This is a genomic window from Bacillus sp. NP157, assembly GCA_018889975.1.
GTDB lineage: Bacteria > Pseudomonadota > Gammaproteobacteria > Xanthomonadales > Rhodanobacteraceae > Luteibacter.
In genome coordinates this window covers 4,355,848-4,376,658 of the sequence record CP076546.1, presented here as the reverse complement: position 1 = coordinate 4,376,658, position 20,811 = coordinate 4,355,848, and the positions used below count along the sequence as shown (strand labels likewise).

The window sequence follows — 20,811 nt, the reverse complement described above, 5'->3', positions numbered from 1 at the left end:
GCGACCGTGGAGCGGCCGACCATACATGCACGCGAAGGGCATGACCCCGAAGGTACACACATTTGCCGCGTTGCGTCAAAGCGTTTGGACGTCCGAACGAAAACCTTACGTCTCACGGCGGGACGGACCACGTGCCAGGGGGATGGGGGGCACGGCGGGCGGGGGCCCGATGGGTCATAATCGCGCGATGCGCCCTTACCTCCGCCTGCCCGCCCTTAGCCTCGCCCTTGCCCTCGCCAGCCTCGCCCCGATCCCGCCGGCCCACGCCGCGCAGGATGCGAAGGCCCGCGCCGAGCAGGAGGAGGCGCGGCAGAAGCTGCAGGGGGTCCGCCAGCAGATCGAGTCGCTGACGAAGGACCAGCGCGACACGGCCAACAGCCGGGACAGCGCAAACGCCGCCCTGGCAAAAAAGGCCGAAGAGGTCTCGTCCGCCGCCCGGGCGGTCCGCGAAACCGACGCCGAGCTGGCCCAGCGCCAGCACGACCTCGACCAGCTCAACCAGCAGCGCGGCGCGATGCAGACCGAGCTGTCGAAACACAAGGGCGCGCTGGGCGACCTGCTCCGCGCCACCTACACCCTGGGCCGCGGCTCCGACCTGCAGCTCCTGCTCGGTGACGAGGACATCAACCGGATTTCCCGCGCACTGGCCTACTCGCGCTATTTCCAGGAAAGCCGGGTGGAGCGGATCAAGGGCCTGCTCGCGGATCTTTCCCGCCTGCAGGATGTCGAAAACGCCATCACCGCCGAGCAGCAGAAGCTGGAAGCCACCCGCGCCGAACGTGAAAAGCGCTCCGCCGACCTCGAACGCCAGCGCAGCGAGCAGCAGAAGCTGGCCGCCGCCGCGGACGCCCGTTACAAGGACCAGGGCCAGCGCATGGCCGCCCTGAAGCAGAACGAGCAAGACGTGGACGCACTGGTAGGCAAGCTGCAGAAGGTGATCGACGAAGCGGCGAAAGCCGCCGAGCCGGCAGCCGCGCCAAAGGGCGCGCCGGCGGGCCCGGCGCTGGGCAACCTGCGCGGCAACCTGCCATGGCCGGCCAACGGCCCGGTGCACGCCTTCGGCAACGGCGTGATCATCGTCGCGCCGCGCGGCAGCGAGGTGAAGTCGGTGGCGCGCGGGCGGGTGGTGTTCGCCAACTTCCTGCGCGGCTACGGCATGATGATCATCGTGAACCACGGCAACGGCTTCATGAGCATGTACGGCAACAACGAAACGCTGCTGCACGGCGTGGGCGACTCGGTGGAGGCCGGCGAAGCCGTCGGCACCGCCGCGGCGCCGGCCGGCGACAACGGCGCGTATTTCGAGCTGCGCCAGGGTGGCAAGCCCATCGATGCGCGCGGCTGGCTATCGAAACGACATTGATCATGGAGAACGGCATGCGCCAGCACCCCCTTCGCGTCGCCCTCGCAATGGCCCTGGCCGTCGCGCTGGTGCCCACGGCCCACGCCCAGGGCAAGGCCCCGGTGAAGCAGCCGGACGCGCCCGCCGCGTCCAGCAGCACGGCCGCCGCCGTGGCCAGCAAGGCCGACGACAGCGTCGACCTGGAAGACATCCGCAACTTCACGCGGGTCTACCACATCATCCAGCAGGCGTACGTCGAAAAGCTCGACAACAAGACGATCATGAAGGCGGCCATCTCCGGCATGCTGGAGAACCTCGACCCACACAGCGAATACCTGGACAAGGAAGGCCTCGACGAGCTGGACGAGGACACCACCGGCAAGTACGGCGGCCTCGGCATCGAGGTGCTGCAGGTCGACGGCCTGCTGAAGATCGTCTCGCCGATCGACGACACCCCGGCCTCGCGGGCGGGGATCAAGCCGGGCGACACCATCCTCAAGGTGGACGGCACCATCGTCGACCAGCAGAACATCGACGAGGCCTTCAAGAAGCTGCGCGGCGACCCGGGCTCGAAGGTCACGCTGACCATCCTGCACGAGAAGTCCGACAAGCCGATCGACATGCCGTTGGTGCGCGAACGCATCAATGTGACCAGCGTGAAGGTGCGCCAGCTCGAGACCGGCTACGTCTATATCCGCCTCAGCCAGTTCCAGGAAGACACCGCGTCGGACATGGAAAAGAAGCTGGGCGATTACATCAAGAAGAACGGCGCGCCGCGTGGCGCCGTGCTCGACCTGCGCTCCAACCCGGGCGGCCTGCTGACTACGGCGGTGGGCGTCTCCGACGCGTTCCTGGACTCGGGGACCATCGTCACCACGAAGGGCCGCCTGCCCGATGCCAACCTGCACTTCGACGCCCACCCGGGCGACCTGCTCAACGGCGCGCCGATGGTGCTGCTGGTCGACAACGGCACGGCATCCGCCGCGGAAATCGTCTCCGGCGCGCTGAAAGACAACCATCGCGCGCTGATCATGGGCCGGCGCACCTTCGGCAAGGGCGTAGTGCAGACCGTGCTGCCGCTGGACCAGGACAGCGCGGTGAAGATCACGACGGCGCGTTACTACACGCCCAGTGGCACCTCGATCCAGGCCGAAGGCATCAAGCCGGACATCGCCCTCGCCGACCTTGCCGTGAACAAGAGCGACACGGCGCCGTCGTTGATCGGCTCCGAAGCCGACCTGCCGAACCACCTGGTCAACGAGAAGGCGTCGGCCGACGCGAAGGCGACCGCCGACGACGACGGCAAACTGGCGCTGGAAGACTATGCGCTGTCGCAGGCACTGAACGTGTTGAAGGGTCTGTCGCTAAACCGCCGCTGAGGCGGCGTCCCTGGTGGTTACCAGAATTTCCACCAGGGCCGCGACGCGCGGATCATCCGCTTAAGCCGGCGAGATGCCGCCCGCGGGATCGCGTCCTCACCCATCTTCCAGCCGTCGAACTGCGCGACGCCATAGGCGCCCGCGCCCATGTCGTATTCAAAGCCGGTGACGGCCTCGGCCAGTTCGACCGGCAACGCATGGAAGCAGTCGACGTCGTTGCCCTCGGCATCGGCCGCGTCCTGCTCGGCTTCGAAGCGCGCATGCAGGATGTCGAAGGTGGGCGGCAGCTGGCCGCTGGTGACCAGCACGCGCACCGCTTCGCTGTCGGTGTTGTGCTCGACATGCCAGGCCGGCTTGCCGTCCTCGTAGGCCGTGGCGAAGCTGGCCGCGGTCTCGTCCCACTGCACCGCGACCACGCGACAGCCCTTCGACAGCGCGAGCAGCGAGTCCTCGGTCAGCAGGGGCGAGGCAAAGCGCGTGACCACCACGAACCAGCCGTTCGGCAGCATCATCGCCATGCCGCGCCGGGCCCGTGGGGCAGCCTCGCCACTCGGAACCAGGTCCAGTTCGGCGAACACCGCCGCACCGTCCTTGCCCTTCACTGCCAGCCACCCCCGGTTCGTGCTCATCGCCGCTACTCCGGCACGGCCGGTTTCAGCAGGAAACGCACGGAGAGCAGGCCCACTTCGTAGAGCAGGCACATGGGCACGGCCAGCATCACCATCGAGAGCAGGTCGGGAGGGGTGATGAACGCGGCGATGGCGAACGCACCGACGATGGCATAGCCACGCCCCTTGCTCAGCTTCTCGGCATCGACGATGCCCAACGCTGCGAGGATCACCACCGCGACCGGCACCTCGAAGCACAGCCCGAAGGCGAAGAACATCAGGGTGACGAAATCGAGGTAATGGGTGATGTCGGTCATCATCGCGACGCCCTCGGGCGTCACGGCGTTGAGGAACTTGAACGCCGCCGGCATCACCACGAAATACGCGAACGCGCAGCCCGCGTAGAACAGCACCAGCGACGCCACCAGCAACGGGCGGGCCAGGCGCTTCTCGTGCTTGTACAGGCCGGGGCTGACGAACGACCACAGCTGGTACAGGATCATCGGCATGCTGATGAACAGCGCGACGTAGAACGCGAGCTTCAGGGGGGTGACGAACGGGCTGGCGACCTCGGTGGCGATCAGGTGCGCGCCGTTGGGCATCTTCTCGACCAGCGGTTTGGCCAGCTCGGCGTAGAGGTGGTTGGCCAGCGGCACCAGGCACAGCAACACGATGAGCAGCACCACGATCGCGCGCATCAGCCGCGTGCGCAGCTCCATCAGGTGGGAAAACAGGCCCTCTTCGAGACCGTCTTCGGCGGACGGATCACGTGCGCTCATGCGTATCGTTCCGGGTGGGCTCGTCGCCCTTGTTCAACGGAAGCATGTCGCGTTCCGGGTCGGGCTCGCGCGGGCCGGCATGCGTGGCCTGGGCCTCGCTGTAGGCGTCGCGGACCTGCGCACCGGTGTCGCGGAAACTGTCCTGCGCCTCGCGGATGCCGGCGCCGGCATCGTGGAAATCCTTGCGGACCCCATCCTGCGCGGCACGGGCCGTCTCGGCGGTTTCGCGCAGGGTGCGCTTGATCTCTTCGGCCTGGATCTCGCGCTCGACTTCCGAGCGGACGCTATCCCAGCCGTTGCGCACCCGGCGCAGCAGCGCGCCCGCGGTGCGGGCGGCGTGCGGCAGGCGCTCGGGGCCGAGGACAATCAGCGCCACCAGTGCGAGCAGCAGCAGCTTGCCAAAGCTGATCTCGATCATGGCGCGTGGGCCCTCTTACGGGGCGCGGTCGTGGGTCTCGGTGCTGTCGCGCCGGACGTTCTCGCTGGACTGGGACTCGGCGCGCAGCTTTTCAGCCTCGCGCTTGCGCTGCTCTTCTTCTTCGCCGCCATCCATGCCCTTCTTGAAGTCGCGCATGGCGCCGCCCAGGTCCGAGCCGATGTTACGCAGCTTCTTCGTGCCGAAGATCAACACGACGACAAGCAGCAGGAGGACGATATGGGTAATGCTCATGGAAACCTCGGGGCACCCCCTAGGGCACCGTTGGGACGGGCGCGGCGCCCCGGGGGGCGCCACATGGAACGGGACTACTTCTGAGTGTACTCCTCGAGTTTATCCCGGAATGCGTTCACCTCGCTTGGAACATTCGTGACACCGCCCTCGAAAATGCGCCGCGCGGTGATCCCCGGGCCGTAGATTTCCTCGTTGGAGTCGTCGTCGATGCTGATCCGCGAGCCATCCAGCGAGATGCCGGCGAACAGGCCCTTGGCGCGGGAATAGGTATAGATTTCCGCGTTCATCTTGCCATTGGTGGCCGCCATGGCCGAGCGACCGACCGGGCCGGCGGCCGCGGAGGCGCTGGCGCCCATGGTGAACTGGCCATCGATGATCTGGTCGACGCCCTTGTGGGTGCGGAACACCAGGATCACGTCGATCGACTGGATGCCAGCCTGGAAACCGACGCCCGCGGCGGCCGTGGAGATGAAGTTCGGGTTCGACCAGGTGCCGGTGCAGTCCTTGCGCTCGGCGATCAGGCCCTCGCCCTTGGCGCCGGAGAACACGAAGCCACCCTTGACCATGCCGGGGATGATCGCCACCGCGCAGGCGTTCTTGAGCAAATCCGTCGGCAGGGACTTGTCCGGGGCGTCGTTGATCATCTCTTCGAGGACGCGAACGGCCTCGGTCGCCTGCTTGCGCGGCGGATCGGCGGCCTGCGCGGCCATGGACGGCAGCAGGGCAACAAGGCCCAGGGCGAGCAGACGGGTCGGGCGTTGGGTCATCGGTGGCTCCTTTTGAACGCTTTGGGCTGGATCCGCGGCGATGTGTCGGGAGCCGCCCCGCACCTGCGTATGGCAGACTGCCGGGGTCCCCGCGAACACCGAATCCGATGCCAGGTACCCCGAACTATACCGGCCTGAACGGTCATTCCCACGACATCCCGGCGAAGGCCGGCGTGCTGCTGGTTAACCTTGGTACACCTGAAGCGCCCACCGCCGCCGCGGTCAGGCCCTATCTCGCCCAGTTCCTCGGTGATCCACGCGTCATCGAGTATCCCCGCCTGCTCTGGAAGCTGATCCTGCACGGGGTGATCCTGCGGATCCGGCCGAAGCGCTCGGCGCATGCCTACGAGCGCATCTGGACGAAGGAAGGCTCGCCCCTGCGGGTGGGCAGCGAGGCGCTGGCCGCCGAGCTGGGCGCCGAACTCGCCCGCCGCCGGCCGGGCCCCGTGCGGGTGGCGCTGGCCATGCGTTATGGCAAGCCGTCGGTGGCCGACACCGTGGCCCAGTTGCAGCGCGAGGGCGTGCGGCGCCTGCTCGTGCTGCCGCTGTACCCGCAGTATTCGGCCACCAGCACCGGCAGCGTGTTCGACGCCGTGGCCGATACGGTGAAGGGCCTGCGCTGGCCGCCCGAGCTGCGCCAGGTCAACGATTACCACGACGACCCGGCCTACATCGCCGCGCTGGCCGACAGCGTGCGGGCGCACTGGCAGGCACATGGTCGCGGCGAGAAGCTGTTGATGAGCTTCCACGGCATCCCGGAGCGCTACGTGCGCAACGGCGATCCCTACTTCTGCCAGTGCCATGCCACCGCACGCCTGCTGCGCGAGGCACTGGGCCTGTCGGATGACGAAGCGCTTTTCAGCTTCCAGTCGCGCGTGGGCCGGGAGCGTTGGCTGCATCCCTACACCGACGAGGTGGTGCGCAAGCTTGGCGCGCAGGGCATCCGCCGGATCGACGTGATCAGCCCGGGCTTCGCCGTGGATTGCCTGGAAACGCTGGAAGAGATCGCCATGCAGAACGCGGATTTCTTCCGCGAAGCCGGCGGTGAGACCCTCAGCTACATCCCCTGCCTCAATGCCGCGCCCACGCATGTCGCAGCGCTGGCCGACCTGGTGCTACGGCATATCCAGGGCTGGCCGGAGTTCGACCCCGCCTACGACGCCGGCGCCGAAGCGGTGAAGCTCGCCGCCGCACGCGAACGCGCGCGAAAGGCGGCATTCGGTGCGTGAGCTCAACTTTTCGACCCCTGGCCTGGAGATCGCCGGGCAGGCATGGGGCGAACCGGACGCGCAGCCGCTGGTGATGGTGCACGGCTGGCTGGACAACGCCGCCAGCTTCGCCCTGCTCGCACCCCGGCTGGCCGATCGATTCCACGTCATCGCACTGGACCTGCCCGGGCACGGCCACTCCGGCCACCTGCCCGAGGGCACGATTTACCAGCACGTGGATTACGTGCGCGCCGTGCTCGCAGCCGTGGACGCACTCGCCCTGCCCCGTTTCCATTTGCTGGGCCATTCGCTTGGCGCAGGCGTCGCGACCCTGCTGGCCGTCGCCGCGCCGGAACGCGTGCGCGCACTGGCGTTGATCGAGGGGCTGGGCCCGCTCGGCGACGATGGCTCGCGGACGCTGGACCGTTTTCGCGAGGCGATGGCCCTGAAGTTGACAGGCAATCGCCCCCTGCGCGTGTTCCCGAGCATCGAGTCCGCCGCCGACGCACGTGCCCTGGCGAGCGGGCTCGACCCGGCGCTGGGCCGCCTGATCGTCGAGCGTGGGCTGCGCCCGGTCGAAGGCGGCTATAGCTGGCGCAGCGATCCGCGGCTGTCGCGTCCGACCGCCATTCGCCTGGCGGAAACGCAGGTCATGGCCCTGCTGCTCGGCCTCGCCGCGCCCACCTCGCTGCTATTGGCCAGGCCGCATCCGCCCTACCTCGAACCCGACGCCATGCAGGTGCGGATCGACTGCGTCGACAGCATCCGCGTCACCCACATGGATGGCGGGCACCACCTGCACATGGAACACCCGGATGCCGTGGCGCAGTGGGTGCATGCCGCGTTCTGACGACCGCGGGCCTTTCGGTCAGACGATCGGATCGAAGCGGATCGGCAGGTGCACCATCGGCTCGACCAGCCAGTGGTCGACCAGCAGGAAGGCGAACAACACCATCAGGTAGACGATGGAATAGTTGAACACCTTCATCGCGAAGAAGTCGTCCGGCGGATTGAACAGCCGCACGGCGTACCAGAGGAAACCGGCGCCCAGCACGACCGCGCCAAGCAGGTAGATCAGGCCGCTCATGCCGGTGAGGAAGGGAAGCAGGGTCACCAGGAACAGCAGCACGGTGTAGAAGAAGATGTGCCAGCGGGTGAAGGTGACGCCGTGGGTCACCGGCAGCATCGGCACCTGCGCACGCGAGTAATCGTCGACGCGGAAGATCGCCAGCGCCCAGAAATGCGGCGGCGTCCACACGAAGATGATCAGCAGCAGCTGCAGCGCATACGGATGCAGCGAGCCGGTCACCGCGGTCCAGCCGAGCACCGGCGGTGCCGCGCCGGCGAGGCCACCGATGACGATGTTCTGCGGCGTCGCGCGTTTCAGGTAGGCGGTGTAGATCACCGCGTAGCCGATCAGCGAGAAGAAGGTGAGCACCGCCGTCAGCGTGTTCACCAGCAGCACCAGCACCAGCATCGAAACGATGCCCAGGGTCATCGCGAAGACGAATACCTGCATCGGGGTCAGCTGGCCCGTCGCCAGCGGCCGGTGCGAGGTACGCGCCATCAGCTTGTCGATGCGCTGGTCGATCAGGTGGTTGAACGCCGCCGCGGAGGCGGATGCCAGCCAGATGCCCAGCGTGCCGAAGACGCCGGACTGCCAGGTGGGCAGCACGCGGTTGCCGTCGGCATCCACCGCCAGGAACATGCCGATGACGGCGCAGAACACCAGCAGCGCGACGACGCGCGGCTTGGTCAGTTCGAGGTATTGCTTGTACGTGCTCACGGAGTCTCCGACGGCAGGCGCTGCGTGCTGGCCAGTGCCGCGAGCAGGGTAAACAGAAGCAGGGCGGCCACGCCATTGTGCGCCGTGGCCATGGGCAGCGGCAGGCCAAGGTGCACATTGCCGATGCCGAGGATGACCTGGACGACCAGCACCACGGCGACGGCGATGGCGACCTTGCGCAGGCCGGCACGCGCCAGCTTGTGCGACAGCCAGCCAAGGTAGATGAAGGTGACGCCGGCGCCGATGCGATGCGCCATCTGGATCGCGCTACGCGCGGCCATGTCGAGCACGCCGCCTTCGTAGTTCACGCCGATGCCGCGCCAGAGGATAAAGGCTTCATGGAAGTCCGTGTCGGGCCACCACTGGCCCAGGCACTTGGGGAAATCCACGCCGCAGGCGAGCGCGGCGTAGTTCGAGCTGGTCCAGCCACCCAGGGTGATCTGGCACACCAGCACCACGATGCCGATCGCCACCGGCGTGCGCAACGCGGCGAAGCGGTCGTCCGGCGTGCCCACGCGCCACCAGCGCAGCGCCGCCCAGGCCAGCAGGCCAAACGTCGCCAGGCCACCGAGCAAGTGGCCGGTGACGACAATCGGCTTCACCAGCAGCGTCACCGTCCACATGCCAAGCATGGCCTGGAAGATGATGACGGCCAGCGCGGCCACGCCCACGCGCCACGCACCGGGTCGATCGAGGGTGGCGGCGACGACGAGCGGCAAGGCGATGGCCAGCGCCGACAACGCGGATGACACCACGTGTTCGCCGCGCATGTACATCACCACGCCGACGGCCGCGAACAACGCCGAAACGACGATCGCGCCGACGGCGAAGCGCTTGCGCCACGCGGCGATCAGCGCGATGGCGAGCACCATGACGCCGAGGCTGCCGGCGAGGAAACGGTGCACCTGCTCGCGCCACGCCTTGTGCGTTTCGTAAGGGCGATCGGGGAAGGCCTGGTTCGCCTGAGCGATGTCCTGCGCGTGTCCAGGCCAGGTGACCTTGCCGTAGCAGGTCGGCCAGTCAGGGCACGACAGGCCGGCATTGGACAGGCGTACGAAGGCACCGAACATCACCACGCCGAAGGCGAACAGGGCGGCGAGCAGGGCCAGCGTGCGCAGGGTTTTCACGGCACGGGGAGACATCAGCGGATCACCTTCTGCAGGTCCTTGCGCAGGCCGTTCGGATCGAAGCCCGCCGGGTACCAGGCCAGCGCCGTGGCATTGGATTCGACCAGCACGACCGCGACCGAGTCGGGCGTGGCCGGGCGGAACGGCGCGAACGCATCCTCGCCGCCCGTGCCGGGCGTGTAGTCGGCCATCACCGCCTGCGCATCGGACGCCGTGGGCGCGGGCCCCATGTAGAGCAGGCGCAGCCGGTCGGCATTGCGGTTGAGCACGATGCGCGCGTTGCGCACGAGGCCGAGGGTCTTGAGGCACTCGGTGGCGCATGCCGGGCCGGGCAACACGACGAGGGTGAGCCGCGGCTCGCTGTCGCGCCACGCCCACGGCTTGCCGGCGGCGTCGACATGCACGCCTTCGAAGGTGCGCTGCGGCACGATCGGCTGGCCATTGCCCTTGCCGTCCGGCTGCCAGCCGGTGAGCGTGAGGATGCCGGCGGCCACGATGGGCGCCAGGAAGACCAGCATGATCAGCACGAGCTTGAGGCGGCCCGTGCGAGCAGGATGGGCAGGTCGGTCGGTCATGGCTTATCGGTCCGTGGGCGGGGCGGCCGCTTGCGATGGAGTAGGACGAAGGTCACCACCGCGGCCAGCGCGAAGGTGAACCACTGGAAGGCATAGGCGCGATGGCGCTCCGGCGGCATCACGGCCGGGGTCCACTCGCGGGCGTAGATGGTGGACGGGTCGGCATCGAGCAGCAGCACGCGAGGATACAGCGAGCGGTGAAGGTCGGCCGCCACCTCGCCTGTGTCGACATAGACCAGGGTCTTGTCCGGCCCCGGCTGCTCCGGCAGGCGGTCGCCACCCAGCCGGACGCCGACGCCCGGTGGCGGCACGTAGAGGCCGCGCAGGGTCGTGGGCGCGGCGGGGACAGGCGGCAGCTTCGGCAGGCTGCCGGCTTCGCGCGGAAGGAAGCCCAGGTCGACCAGCACGGCATGGTTGTCGCCGCGTGGCAGGAACGGCACGTACACATGCACGCCGGCCTGGCCCGCGCGAACCTGGTCATCGAGGATATAGCGGTGCCCGGGCAGGAAGACGCCGGCGAGGTCCACCCGGGGATAGCGATCCGCCGGGGGCGCGGCCGCGACGCGATCGAACGGCTCCGCCGCGGCTTCGCTGGCTGCGGCGTAGCGCCGCAGGAGTTCGTCCTTCTCCGTGGCGCGGTCCAGCTGCCACACGCCCAGGCGCGAGAAAACGAGGACGCCGGCCACCGTCAGTGCGACAGCGAACCACGTCGGGCGGCGCAGGAAGCTCATGCAAACCCCCGCGTGGCCACCGCTATACTCGGATTGTCGCAATGAAGCGGAAGGGTCACGTGGAAGCCATCTACAAATACGCGCTGGTGATCCTGCTCCTGGTGGTGCTATTCAACCTGGGCCAGGCGCTGTTCTTCATGATGACCGACAAGGGCCAGAGCAAGCGCACCGTGTGGGCGCTCACCCGCCGCATCGGCCTTTCGCTGCTGCTCATCGCCATGGTGGCCCTGGGCATCTTCATGGGGTGGTTGCACCCCCACGACGTCGGCCAATTCTAACCCGCCCCCGCCAGCCACCAAGGTACGGTGCGGCAATCGGTGCCGCCCCCTGTAGGAGCGCGCCCGCGCGCGACCCTCTCACCCCACCAGCGCCGCCAGGACATTCTTCGGATCATTCCGAATAGCCCGCAACAACGCCCGCGCCGGCCCCGTCGGCTCACGCCGCCCCTGCTCCCAATTCCTCAGGGTGCCGACGTCGACGTCGAGCACCCGGGCGAAGTTCTGCTGGGAAAGCCCCGTTTCATCGCGGATCGCCTTGATCGTGGCCGGATCGACATGGAACTCACGCGACGGCGCGCGCTTGCCGCGGTGGATCTCGTCCATCTGCTGGACGCTTTCGAGGAGCTCGTCGAAAAAGGTCGTCATGGTGGATGTCTCCAGTGTTCAACAACCTGGCGCAAGGCCGCGCGCTGGTCGTGGGTGAGGTTGTCTCGTTCGTTCTTTGGATAAATCATCAACATGGCGATGCGAGCAAGCGACGCGAAGTGGTAATAGATAACCCGCGCCCCAGCACTCTTGCCTCGGCTCGCCATGGCCGCGCGAATTTTCCGGAGGCCTCCGGTGCCTTCGATCACGTCGCCAGCGGTGGGATTTTCCGCGAGAAACGCCTGCAGGCGCCGAAGATCGTCATCGCAAAGCAGTTCTTTCACCCGTCGCGTGAACGACGGGGTCTCTACGAAGATCACGGCGCAAACATACGCCATTGACGTACATACGTCAACGGCGTACCTCGAATGATTTTGGACGGATACATCAGCTTGCCTCGGTGCAGGACTCGGGATGAGTCGGTGCCTCCAAGGATTCCCGGATGCTCGCTACGCCACAGTCGTTCATCGACGCCACGTAACGTAGGCCCGCGCTGAAACAGGGTCGGCGGACGCGGCCCGCCTTATGCAAAAAGCCCGCCTTGCGGCGGGCTTCCTGGCGACTCAGAGCACGTAGACGAACAAGAACAACGCCAGCCACACCACGTCGACGAAGTGCCAGTACCACGCCACGGCTTCGAAGCCGAAGTGGTCGTCCTTGGTGAAGTGGCCCTTGGCGCAACGCAGCCAGATGATCGCCAGCATGATGGTGCCGAGCGTCACGTGCATGCCGTGGAAGCCGGTCAGCATGAAGAAGGTGGCGCCGTAGACGCCGCTACCCAGCGTCAGGTTGAAGTGCTCGTACGCCTCGGCGTATTCGTGCGCCTGGCAGAACAGGAAGGTGCAGCCCAGCAACACGGTGGCACCAAGGCCGATCAACAGCGCCTTGCGGTGGCCCGCCTTCAGCGCATGGTGCGCGATGGTGATGGTCACGCCCGACGACAGCAGGATCAGCGTATTGAGCAGGGGCAGGCCCCACGCGGCGATGGTCTGGAACGAACCGCCGACATTGGCGGGACCGCCGCCACCCGATGCGCCCCAGGCCGCGTTGTAGCCCTCCCACACGAACTGGTGGGTGAGCACGCCGTGGCCTTCGCCGCCCAGCCAGGGCACCGAGAAGATGCGCGCGTAGAACAGCGCACCGAAGAAGGCCCCGAAGAACATCACTTCCGAGAAGATGAACCACATCATGCCCATGCGGAACGAGCGATCGACCTGCTCGTTGTAGCTACCGGCCATCGACTCGTGGATCACCGAGCGGAACCAGCCGAAGAACATGCCCAGGATCATCACGATGCCGACCGTGAACACGGTCTTGCCAAAGCCGGCGTCGCCGGGCTCGGCATTGAGCCAGTGCGCTGCACCGAACACGGTGACGAACATGGAGATGGCGGCGACGATCGGCCACTGGCTCTTGCTCGGTACGTAGTAAGCGTCTTGTTGCTGGTGACCCATGCTGGTTTCCCGTGGAAGTCGCTTGTTGGCCGTTACAGCTTCAACATCTGCAGGATCGACACGACGAAGATGGCGATGGCCACCCCGCCCGCGATCATCGCGGTACGGCGGGCGCGCTTGCGCCGTTCATCCACCTGGTTGTCGATCGCCGCATTCATCGATCAATGATCCGTGTTGCCGTGCGCCAGCTCGTCATCGTGGATGACCGGCGGCACGTCGAAGGTGTGGTGCGGAGCCGGCGACGGCACCGTCCACTCCAGGCCCTTGGCGCCTTCCCACGAACGGTCCGCGGCCTTCTTCTTGGAGAAGTACACGCAGTGCACCACCACCGCCAGGAAGATCAGCTGCGAGGCGCCGAACCAGAAGCCGCCGATCGAACTGATCATGTTGAAGTTGGCGAAGGCCACGTTGTAGTCCGGGATGCGTCGGGGCATGCCGGCCAGGCCAAGGAAGTGCTGCGGGAAGAACAGCACGTTGACCGAGATGACGCTGGACCAGAAATGGATCTTGCCCCAGGTCTCGCTGTACATGTTGCCCGACCACTTCGGCAGCCAGTAATACGCGGCAGCCATGATCGAGAACGCGGCGCCGGTCACCAGCACGTAGTGGAAGTGCGCCACCACGAAGTAGGTGTCGTGGTACTGGAAGTCGGCCGGGGCCAGCGCCAGCATCAGGCCGGAGAAGCCGCCGATGGTGAACAGGATGACGAACGCGATGGAGAACAGCATCGGCGTCTCGAAGGTCATCGAGCCGCCCCACATCGTGCTAACCCAGTTGAACACCTTCACGCCCGTCGGCACCGCGATGAGCATGGTGGCGTACATGAAGAAGATCTCCGCACCCATCGGCAGGCCCACGGCGAACATGTGGTGGGCCCAGACGATGAACGAGAGGAACGCGATGGAGGCGATCGCGAACACCATCGCCTTGTAGCCGAAGATCGGCTTGCGGGCGAAGGTCGGGATGATCTCCGAGATGATCCCGAACGCCGGCAGGATCATGATGTAGACCTCGGGGTGCCCGAAGAACCAGAAGATGTGCTGGTACAGGACCGGATCACCGCCGCCGGCGGCATTGAAGAAGTTGGTGTGGAAGTACTTGTCGGTGAGCAACATCGTCACCGCGCCCGCCAGCACCGGCATCACCGCGATCAGCAGGAAGGCGGTGATCAGCCAGCTCCACACGAACACCGGCATCTTCAACAGGTCCATGCCCGGGGCACGCATGTTGAGGATGGTGGCGATGATGTTGATCGCGCCCATGATCGAGCTGATGCCCATCAGGTGGACGGCGAACACCACGTAGGCGATCGACTCGCCCTGCAGCGACAGCGGCGGGTACATCGTCCAGCCGCCGGCGGGACCGCCACCCGGCATGAACAGCGTGCTCAGCAGCAGCGTGAACGCGAACGGCATGATCCAGAACGACAGGTTGTTCATGCGCGGCAGGGCCATGTCCGGCGCGCCGACCATGAGCGGGATCATCCAGTTCGCCAGGCCCACGAAGGAGGGCATGATCGCGCCGAAGATCATCACCAGCGCGTGCATCGTCGTCATTTCATTGAAGAAATACGGCTGCACCAGCTGCATGCCCGGCTTGAACAGCTCCGCGCGGATGACCATCGCGAACGCACCGCCGATGAAGAACATCAGCAGGGCGAACACCAGGTAAAGCGTACCGATGTCCTTGTGGTTGGTGGACATCACCCACCGCTGGAAGAACCCCTGGGGCGCTCCATGGTGATCGTGGTGGTCGTGGGTGGCTTCGTGCGCCATGGGCCTTGCACCTCTACCTAAGACTTGGACGGATTCAGCCCTGGGGGGCCGTGGCGGATGGGGTCTGGGCGGTCTGGGCGGCCTTCTGCACCTTCGCCTCGTCTTCCTGGGTGGCCAGCCACTGCTCGAATTCAGCCTTGGGCACGGCCTTCACCACGATGGGCATGAAGCCATGGTCCTGGCCGCAGAGCTCAGCACACTGGCCGCGGTAGACGCCTGGTTCCTTGATGTTGGTCCACGCCGAGTTCGCGATGCCCGGGATGGCATCCATCTTCCAGCCCAGCGCCGGCACCCACCAGGAGTGGATGACGTCGCCGCCGACGATCACGAAGCGGATCTTGACCCCCACGGGCACGACGAGGGGTTTGTCCACGTCGAGCAGGTAGGTCTTGTAGCCGTCGACCTGGATCTTGTCCGGGTCGAGGTTGGACTTGAGCTGGCGGGTGCGGTCGGAGCTCTCTTCCAGCTTGGACATGAAGCCCACGCGGTCGACCGGCTTGCCCTTGTACTCAACGTAGTCGTAGCGCCACTTCCACTGGTAGCCGGTGACCTTGACGGTCATTTCCGAGCCGGTGGTGTCGGCGAACGAGGTCAGGCCGCCGGTGGCGAGCTTGGCCAGGAAGATGAGGATGATGACCGGGATGACGGTCCAGACGATTTCCAGCTTCGTGCTGTGCGTCCACTTCTCGGCGACGGCGCCGCGGGACTTACGAAAGCGGAACATCGCCACGAACATGGCGCCGAACACCACGATGCCGATGACGACGCAGACCCACAGCGCCACCATGTGCATGCCGTAGGGCGACCACTCGCTGACACCCTTGGTCATGTTGAGCTGGTCGGGTTCCGGGTTGGCCATGGCCACTCCGTTCACCAGGGCCAGGAGCCCGCCTGCCGTCCACGCCGAAACCAATCGTCCGATGCCGCCAGATGTCATGTTTGCACCTTTGATGAACCTACCTGCGCGACTGATCCATGACTTCGGACAGAAGCACCATGAGTTTCCTTGACACCTCGACCCGTTCCTCTTCCCCAAGGAAGGCGCCGATTTCCAGCTGATTGCCGTGCGATGTAATCAAAAGCCGCTGGCGGCCTTCCCCCGGCGCCAGCCTGATCCGTACCCAATATGTCTGGAAATGGGACACCCGTCGACCCGGCAGCGTCCTTACCTCCAGCGTATCCAGGTCAATGGCAATGCGTTCACCCCTGTCGCCGGCCCGCCAGGCCGCGCCAAGCGCGAACCCCACGACGAACGCCTCGATCAGCGCGAAGAGGGGGACGAAGACATTCCCCTGCCACGCACTGAGCGCCGCGACCGCCAGGGCCATCGCCGCCAGCCCCATGATCAGTCGACGCAGGCCGCGCTTGTCCAGCGCGCGATTGGGCCGAAGCCACAACACGCGCGGTTGACCCGCGACGGTCGGTCGAAGCACGAACATGGGAATCCGGCGTGCCTGGAACGTTGGGATCATAGGGCGGCCTGCCGGATGCGGCAAGGACAGGGGCAGCAAGGGGGAGGAGCGTATCGGGTAACGGGTTGAGAGTAACGGGTAAAAGCCAGGCACGAGAGTACGTTAGCGTGCCCTTGATCTTCACCCGGTACCCGGTACCCGATACGCACTTTTCTTTCCGGCTCCTTGCGCAGCGCACCACGCAAGAACCCCCGCCCTCCCTTACAATGGGCGGTCTCCCCGTCCCCAGTAGCCCCCGTGAATCCGTCCATCCTCAGTCCCGAACTCCCCACCGGTGCCGAGCCGGCGCGCGCGCGTATCACCGCCGCGTGGCTGCGCGACGAAACCGAGGCCGTCAACGACCTCCTGGCCCAGGCCACCCTGCCGCCGACCGAGCGCGAACACGTCATCGACGTGGCCGCCGGCCTGGTGACCCGGGTGCGCGCCCGCGCCAAGGACCAGAGCGCCGTCGAATCCTTCATGCGCCAGTACGACCTTTCCTCCGAGGAAGGCGTCCTGCTGATGTGCGTGGCCGAAGCCCTGCTGCGCATCCCCGACAAGGCCACGGCCGACAAGCTGATCCGCGACAAGCTTGGCGACGCCGACTGGAAGAAGCACCTTGGCCAGAGCGAGTCGGTGTTCGTCAACGCCTCGACCTGGGGCCTGATGCTCACCGGCCACCTGGTCAACCTGGCCGACGACACCCGCCACGACTTCACCTCCGCCCTGCGCCGCCTGGTTGGCCGCGCGGGCGAGCCGGTGGTGCGCCTCGCCGTGCGCCAGGCCATGCGGATCATGGGCCACCAGTTCGTGATGGGACGCACGATCAAGGAAGCCCTGGACCGTTCCGAGGAGAAGGAACACTCGGTCTACCGTTACTCGTACGACATGCTTGGCGAGTCGGCGCTGACCCAGGCCACGGCCGAGCGCTACCAGCAGGACTACCGCGACGCGATCAACGCGCTGGGTAGCCGCGGCCCGTTCAAGAGCAACGTCGAGGCGCCGTCCATCTCGGTGAAGCTGTCGGCGCTGCACCCGCGCTACGAGATCGGCAACCGCGCCCGTGCGCGCGCCGAGCTGGGCGCCAAGCTGCTCGAACTGTCGCAGCTCGCGTTCAAGAACGGCATCGCGCTGTCCGTGGACGCGGAAGAGACCGATCGCCTGGAGCTGTCGCTCGACATCATCGGCGACGTCTTCGCCCACCCCACGCTGGAAGGCTGGAACGGCCTCGGCATCGTCATCCAGGGCTACCAGAAGCGCGCCCCGTTCGTGATCGACTGGGTCGTTGAAAAGGCTCGCGCCACCGGCCGCCGCTGGTTCGTGCGCCTCGTGAAGGGCGCCTACTGGGACGCCGAGATCAAGCGCGCCCAGGAGAATGGCCTGTCGGGCTACCCGGTGTACACGCGCAAGCCGAACACCGACGTCAGCTACCTGGCCTGTGCGCATCGCCTGTTCAACGCCGGCAGCGACCTGGTCTACCCGCAGTTCGCCACGCACAACGCGCACACCATCGCCGCGATCCACCACATCGCCAAGGGCCGTCCGTACGAGAACCAGCGCCTGCACGGCATGGGCGCGGACCTCTACGCGGAAGTGATCGGCAAGGACAAGCTCAACGTCCCCTGCCGCGTCTACGCGCCGGTGGGCACGCATGAAGACCTGCTGCCTTACCTGGTCCGCCGCCTGCTCGAGAACGGCGCGAACACGAGCTTCGTCAACCGCGTGGTCGACGAAAGCGTGCCGGTACGCGACCTCGTCGCCGACCCGTGCGAAACCGTGCGTGCCTTCAGCTCCATTCCCCACCCCCGTATTCCCCTGCCGGTCAATCTCTACGGCGAACTCCGGAAGAACTCCATGGGCATGAACTTCGCAAACGACAACGAGCTGAACGAGCTCGCCGACGCCGTCAACCGTCACTCCGGCCCGTGGACGGCCGCTCCGCTCGTCGCCGGTGGCGCCACCGGCGGTACGAAGCAGGAAGTGACCGATCCGTCGGATCGCCGCCGCATCATCGGCAGCGTCGAGAACGCTTCCGAAGCCATGGTCGACAAGGCCCTGGCCGCCGGCGTCGCCGCACAGCCGGCCTGGGACCGCCTGCCGGCTGCCAGCCGTGCCGCGATCCTCGAGCACGCCGCCGAGCAGCTTGAGCACAACCGCGCCGAGTTCATCGCCATGTGCGTGCGCGAAGCCGGCAAGAGCCTGCCCGACGCCATCGCGGAAATCCGCGAGGCCGCGGACTTCCTGCGTTACTACGCGACGATGGCACGTCGCCTGTTCGGCCAGCCCGAGCAGCTGCCGGGCCCCACCGGCGAGAGCAACCAGCTGTTCCTCAATGGCCGCGGCGTGTTCGTCTGCATCAGCCCGTGGAACTTCCCGCTGGCGATCTTCCTCGGCCAGGTGGCCGCTGCGCTGGCCGCCGGTAACGCGGTGATCGCCAAGCCCGCCGAGCAGACCGCGCTGATCGGCCATGCCGCTGTGAAGCTGCTGCACGCGGCCGGCGTGCCGACCGACGTGCTGCAGTTCCTACCGGGCGACGGCGCGACCGTGGGCGCTGCCCTCACCCGCGACAAGCGCGTGGCGGGCGTGGCCTTCACCGGCTCGACCGACACCGCCTGGGCGATCAACCGTGCCCTCGCCGCCCGCAACGCGCCGATCGCCGCACTGATCGCCGAGACCGGCGGCCAGAACGCCATGATCGCTGACTCGTCGGCCCTGCCGGAACAGATCGTCAAGGACGTCATCAACTCGGCGTTCCAGTCGGCCGGCCAGCGTTGCTCGGCCGCGCGCATCCTGTTCGTGCAGGAGGACATCGCCGACAAGGTGATCGGCATGCTCGCCGGTGCGATGGCGGAGCTGAAGGTCGGCGACCCGGGCCTGCTCTCCACCGACGTCGGCCCGGTGATCGACGAGGACGCACGCCAGATCCTCGTCGACCACGCCGCGCGCATGGACCGCGAAGCGAAGAAGATCGGCGAAGTGGCGCTGCCGGAGGCGACCGGCAACGGCACCTTCTTCGCGCCGCGTGCGTACGAGATCCCTTCGCTGGAAACGCTCACCCGCGAGATCTTCGGCCCGGTGCTGCACGTGATCCGCTGGAAGGGCGCCGACCTCGCCAAGGTCGTCCAGCAGATCAACGACACCGGCTTTGGCCTGACCCTCGGCATCCACAGCCGCATCGACGACACCATCGACTACATCTCGTCGCATGCGAAGGTCGGCAACTGCTACGTCAACCGCAACCAGATCGGCGCGGTGGTCGGCGTGCAGCCGTTCGGCGGCGAAGGCCTGTCCGGCACCGGCCCGAAGGCCGGCGGCCCGCACTACCTGCTGCGTTTTGCCGGCGAGCGTACGCTCACCATCAACACCACGGCCGCCGGCGGCAATGCCTCGCTGCTGACGATCGGCGAGTAATCCGACCGGATCGTGCCTGGGGCCGCGACCTGCGAGGGTCGCGGCCTTTTTCTTGCACGGTGCAACGAGGCATTCGCAAGATTGTTCTAGAATCACGCCGGTACCCAGCATTGAGCGGCGATAGGATGTCCCACGAATCGATCATCAGCCCGGCCGTACTGGCCCGGACCGACGACCTTGCAACGCGCTTCGCGATGGCCCAGCCGTTTCGCCATCTCGTCATCGACGACTTCCTTGACCGGGTGTTCGTCGACGCACTGCTCGCGGAGTTCCCCGCGTTCGAACGCGGCAATTACATCGGTGACGACGGCCGCCCCGGCGGCAAGTCCACCGTGGACGCGATGCCGGGACTCGGGCCGGCCTACCGTCGGCTGGACGAGATCATCCAGACGCCGGCCTTCCTCGCGTGGATAGGTCGGGTGACCGGCATCGACGACCTGCTCTACGATCCGTTTTATCTCGGTGGCGGCACGCACGAGAATCGCGACAAGCAGCCGCTCAGTGCGCACATCGATTTCAATTTCCATCCGAGTGAGCGCTGGCATCGCCGGCTCAACCTGATCGTCTACCTCAACCACGCGTGGGAAGACAGCTGGGGCGGCCTGCTCGAATTGTTCCGCGACCCTTACGCCGACCCGGAACCGATGGTTCGCGTCGCGCCGCACTTCAATCGCTGCGTGATCTTCGAAACCACGGAAAACAGCTGGCATGGTTTCAACCCGATCGCCATTCCGCCCGAGCACGAGGGTACGACCCGGAAATCCGTCGCCTTGTATTTCTATACGAAGGAACGCGATGCGGCGGAGACGGCGGGGCGCCACACCACCCACTACGTCAACCGCCAGCTGCCAGGCCACTTCGCGCCCGGCCATGTGCTGACCGAAGCCGACGTCGGTACGCTGCGCGAGCTGATCGCTTCGCGCGACGGCCAGATGCAGATGCTCTACGCCGAGAACAGCCAGCTGCTACAGGCGCAGGACAAGGGTTTTGGCGGCCACGTGCTGTATCTGATGAAGCGGCTCTACATGCGCTACCGGCGGCGCACGGCGGCCTGAGCCAGGGTCGCCCCTACAACGAAAGGCCTATTGCGCGACGCGCCCCGGC

General features: G+C 66.6%; 22 protein-coding genes. 7 read left to right on the top strand and 15 right to left on the bottom strand.

Features of this window, described 5'->3' with window-relative positions; all coding sequences use genetic code 11:
* Nucleotides 1-187 precede the first annotated feature (187 nt).
* Together KPL74_19790 and KPL74_19785 are read left to right on the top strand one after the other, a co-directional pair.
* Nucleotides 188-1,363: a peptidoglycan DD-metalloendopeptidase family protein gene (locus KPL74_19790; protein ID QWT19978.1), complete on the top strand. Its 1,176-nt coding sequence runs from the start codon at nt 188-190 to the stop codon at nt 1,361-1,363.
* Between the two features lie 14 nt (nt 1,364-1,377).
* On the top strand, nt 1,378-2,721 hold the full coding sequence (locus tag KPL74_19785) for a S41 family peptidase (GenBank protein QWT19977.1): 1,344 nt from the start codon (nt 1,378-1,380) through the stop codon (nt 2,719-2,721).
* Between the two features lie 17 nt (nt 2,722-2,738).
* Here KPL74_19785 and KPL74_19780 read toward each other — a convergent pair whose 3' ends face one another.
* From KPL74_19780 to KPL74_19760, 5 genes are all read right to left on the bottom strand, one after another.
* Nucleotides 2,739-3,350: a hypothetical protein gene (locus KPL74_19780; GenBank protein ID QWT19976.1), complete on the bottom strand. Its 612-nt coding sequence runs from the start codon at nt 3,348-3,350 to the stop codon at nt 2,739-2,741.
* Nucleotides 3,351-3,355: 5 nt separating this feature from the next.
* Nucleotides 3,356-4,108, bottom strand: coding sequence for a twin-arginine translocase subunit TatC (gene tatC, locus KPL74_19775; GenBank protein QWT19975.1), 753 nt, complete (start codon nt 4,106-4,108; stop codon nt 3,356-3,358).
* Nucleotides 4,095-4,526, bottom strand: coding sequence for a Sec-independent protein translocase protein TatB (gene tatB, locus KPL74_19770; protein QWT19974.1), 432 nt, complete (start codon nt 4,524-4,526; stop codon nt 4,095-4,097). Before tatB ends, tatC begins: the two co-directional genes overlap by 14 nt.
* 15 nt (nt 4,527-4,541) lie before the next feature.
* Nucleotides 4,542-4,778 (bottom strand): Sec-independent protein translocase subunit TatA, encoded by a 237-nt coding sequence (tatA, locus tag KPL74_19765; GenBank protein ID QWT19973.1) that lies wholly within the window; start codon nt 4,776-4,778, stop codon nt 4,542-4,544.
* A 74-nt stretch (nt 4,779-4,852) separates the two neighbouring features.
* Nucleotides 4,853-5,545, bottom strand: coding sequence for a lipid-binding SYLF domain-containing protein (locus KPL74_19760; protein ID QWT19972.1), 693 nt, complete (start codon nt 5,543-5,545; stop codon nt 4,853-4,855).
* Between the two features lie 107 nt (nt 5,546-5,652).
* On the opposite strand from KPL74_19760, the gene hemH reads away from it, so the two are divergent.
* The gene (gene hemH, locus KPL74_19755) at nt 5,653-6,774 is read left to right on the top strand and encodes a ferrochelatase (protein QWT19971.1); all 1,122 of its coding nucleotides are present in this window, start codon (nt 5,653-5,655) and stop codon (nt 6,772-6,774) included.
* Complete coding sequence (locus KPL74_19750; protein ID QWT19970.1) at nt 6,767-7,603, top strand: alpha/beta hydrolase; 837 nt, start codon at nt 6,767-6,769, stop codon at nt 7,601-7,603. The genes hemH and KPL74_19750 overlap by 8 nt, the downstream gene beginning before the upstream one ends.
* Nucleotides 7,604-7,621: 18 nt before the next feature.
* Here the strand turns inward: KPL74_19750 and KPL74_19745 are convergent, their stop codons facing one another.
* From KPL74_19745 to KPL74_19730, 4 genes are read right to left on the bottom strand one after another with little or no spacing between them, the layout of a single operon-like run.
* Nucleotides 7,622-8,539, bottom strand: coding sequence for a heme o synthase (locus tag KPL74_19745; GenBank protein QWT19969.1), 918 nt, complete (start codon nt 8,537-8,539; stop codon nt 7,622-7,624).
* Nucleotides 8,536-9,681, bottom strand: a complete 1,146-nt coding sequence (locus KPL74_19740) for a COX15/CtaA family protein (protein ID QWT19968.1) — start codon at nt 9,679-9,681, stop codon at nt 8,536-8,538. Before KPL74_19740 ends, KPL74_19745 begins: the two co-directional genes overlap by 4 nt.
* Nucleotides 9,681-10,241: a hypothetical protein gene (locus tag KPL74_19735; protein QWT19967.1), complete on the bottom strand. Its 561-nt coding sequence runs from the start codon at nt 10,239-10,241 to the stop codon at nt 9,681-9,683. Before KPL74_19735 ends, KPL74_19740 begins: the two co-directional genes overlap by 1 nt.
* Nucleotides 10,238-10,972, bottom strand: coding sequence for an SURF1 family protein (locus KPL74_19730; GenBank protein QWT19966.1), 735 nt, complete (start codon nt 10,970-10,972; stop codon nt 10,238-10,240). The genes KPL74_19735 and KPL74_19730 overlap by 4 nt, the downstream gene beginning before the upstream one ends.
* Nucleotides 10,973-11,013: 41 nt before the next feature.
* On the opposite strand from KPL74_19730, the gene KPL74_19725 reads away from it, so the two are divergent.
* On the top strand, nt 11,014-11,250 hold the full coding sequence (locus KPL74_19725; GenBank protein QWT19965.1) for a twin transmembrane helix small protein: 237 nt from the start codon (nt 11,014-11,016) through the stop codon (nt 11,248-11,250).
* 78 nt (nt 11,251-11,328) lie between these two features.
* On the opposite strand, the gene KPL74_19720 is transcribed toward KPL74_19725, so the two are convergent.
* The 6 genes from KPL74_19720 to KPL74_19695 form a co-directional block, all read right to left on the bottom strand.
* A complete protein-coding gene (locus KPL74_19720) occupies nt 11,329-11,616 on the bottom strand; it encodes a helix-turn-helix domain-containing protein (protein QWT19964.1) in 288 nt (95 codons plus the stop codon).
* A complete protein-coding gene (locus tag KPL74_19715) occupies nt 11,613-11,954 on the bottom strand; it encodes a type II toxin-antitoxin system RelE/ParE family toxin (protein ID QWT19963.1) in 342 nt (113 codons plus the stop codon). The genes KPL74_19720 and KPL74_19715 overlap by 4 nt, the downstream gene beginning before the upstream one ends.
* Before the next feature lie 225 nt (nt 11,955-12,179).
* Complete coding sequence (locus KPL74_19710; GenBank protein QWT19962.1) at nt 12,180-13,070, bottom strand: cytochrome c oxidase subunit 3; 891 nt, start codon at nt 13,068-13,070, stop codon at nt 12,180-12,182.
* A 161-nt stretch (nt 13,071-13,231) separates the two neighbouring features.
* The gene (ctaD, locus tag KPL74_19705) at nt 13,232-14,845 is read right to left on the bottom strand and encodes a cytochrome c oxidase subunit I (GenBank protein ID QWT19961.1); all 1,614 of its coding nucleotides are present in this window, start codon (nt 14,843-14,845) and stop codon (nt 13,232-13,234) included.
* Nucleotides 14,846-14,879: 34 nt separating this feature from the next.
* Nucleotides 14,880-15,704 carry a cytochrome c oxidase subunit II gene (gene coxB / locus KPL74_19700; GenBank protein QWT19960.1) on the bottom strand — a complete coding sequence of 275 codons (825 nt, stop codon included), beginning with the start codon at nt 15,702-15,704 and terminating at the stop codon, nt 14,880-14,882.
* A 97-nt stretch (nt 15,705-15,801) separates the two neighbouring features.
* The gene (locus tag KPL74_19695; protein ID QWT19959.1) at nt 15,802-16,284 is read right to left on the bottom strand and encodes a DUF2244 domain-containing protein; all 483 of its coding nucleotides are present in this window, start codon (nt 16,282-16,284) and stop codon (nt 15,802-15,804) included.
* Nucleotides 16,285-16,554: 270 nt separating this feature from the next.
* Between KPL74_19695 and putA the strand changes: the two genes are divergently transcribed.
* The gene (gene putA / locus KPL74_19690; GenBank protein QWT19958.1) at nt 16,555-19,707 is read left to right on the top strand and encodes a bifunctional proline dehydrogenase/L-glutamate gamma-semialdehyde dehydrogenase PutA; all 3,153 of its coding nucleotides are present in this window, start codon (nt 16,555-16,557) and stop codon (nt 19,705-19,707) included.
* A gap of 125 nt (nt 19,708-19,832) precedes the next feature.
* Entirely contained in the window at nt 19,833-20,762 is a 930-nt protein-coding gene (locus KPL74_19685) for a 2OG-Fe(II) oxygenase (protein ID QWT19957.1), read from the top strand.
* Nucleotides 20,763-20,811: the final 49 nt, after the last annotated feature.

Excerpts from the sequence above, each read along its gene's own strand:
- KPL74_19790 (QWT19978.1), top strand. The coding sequence starts at position 188 with ATGCGCCCTTACCTCCGCCTGCCCGCCCTTAGCCTCGCCCTTGCCCTC.
- KPL74_19785 (QWT19977.1), top strand. The coding sequence starts at position 1,378 with ATGCGCCAGCACCCCCTTCGCGTCGCCCTCGCAATGGCCCTGGCCGTC.
- KPL74_19780 (QWT19976.1), bottom strand. The coding sequence starts at position 3,350 with ATGAGCACGAACCGGGGGTGGCTGGCAGTGAAGGGCAAGGACGGTGCG.
- tatC (QWT19975.1), bottom strand. The coding sequence starts at position 4,108 with ATGAGCGCACGTGATCCGTCCGCCGAAGACGGTCTCGAAGAGGGCCTG.
- tatB (QWT19974.1), bottom strand. The coding sequence starts at position 4,526 with ATGATCGAGATCAGCTTTGGCAAGCTGCTGCTGCTCGCACTGGTGGCG.
- tatA (QWT19973.1), bottom strand. The coding sequence starts at position 4,778 with ATGAGCATTACCCATATCGTCCTCCTGCTGCTTGTCGTCGTGTTGATC.
- KPL74_19760 (QWT19972.1), bottom strand. The coding sequence starts at position 5,545 with ATGACCCAACGCCCGACCCGTCTGCTCGCCCTGGGCCTTGTTGCCCTG.
- hemH (QWT19971.1), top strand. The coding sequence starts at position 5,653 with ATGCCAGGTACCCCGAACTATACCGGCCTGAACGGTCATTCCCACGAC.
- KPL74_19740 (QWT19968.1), bottom strand. The coding sequence starts at position 9,681 with ATGTCTCCCCGTGCCGTGAAAACCCTGCGCACGCTGGCCCTGCTCGCC.
- KPL74_19735 (QWT19967.1), bottom strand. The coding sequence starts at position 10,241 with ATGACCGACCGACCTGCCCATCCTGCTCGCACGGGCCGCCTCAAGCTC.
- KPL74_19730 (QWT19966.1), bottom strand. The coding sequence starts at position 10,972 with ATGAGCTTCCTGCGCCGCCCGACGTGGTTCGCTGTCGCACTGACGGTG.
- KPL74_19725 (QWT19965.1), top strand. The coding sequence starts at position 11,014 with ATGAAGCGGAAGGGTCACGTGGAAGCCATCTACAAATACGCGCTGGTG.
- KPL74_19720 (QWT19964.1), bottom strand. The coding sequence starts at position 11,616 with ATGACGACCTTTTTCGACGAGCTCCTCGAAAGCGTCCAGCAGATGGAC.
- KPL74_19715 (QWT19963.1), bottom strand. The coding sequence starts at position 11,954 with ATGGCGTATGTTTGCGCCGTGATCTTCGTAGAGACCCCGTCGTTCACG.
- KPL74_19710 (QWT19962.1), bottom strand. The coding sequence starts at position 13,070 with ATGGGTCACCAGCAACAAGACGCTTACTACGTACCGAGCAAGAGCCAG.
- ctaD (QWT19961.1), bottom strand. The coding sequence starts at position 14,845 with ATGGCGCACGAAGCCACCCACGACCACCACGATCACCATGGAGCGCCC.
- coxB (QWT19960.1), bottom strand. The coding sequence starts at position 15,704 with ATGGCCAACCCGGAACCCGACCAGCTCAACATGACCAAGGGTGTCAGC.
- KPL74_19695 (QWT19959.1), bottom strand. The coding sequence starts at position 16,284 with ATGTTCGTGCTTCGACCGACCGTCGCGGGTCAACCGCGCGTGTTGTGG.
- KPL74_19685 (QWT19957.1), top strand. The coding sequence starts at position 19,833 with ATGTCCCACGAATCGATCATCAGCCCGGCCGTACTGGCCCGGACCGAC.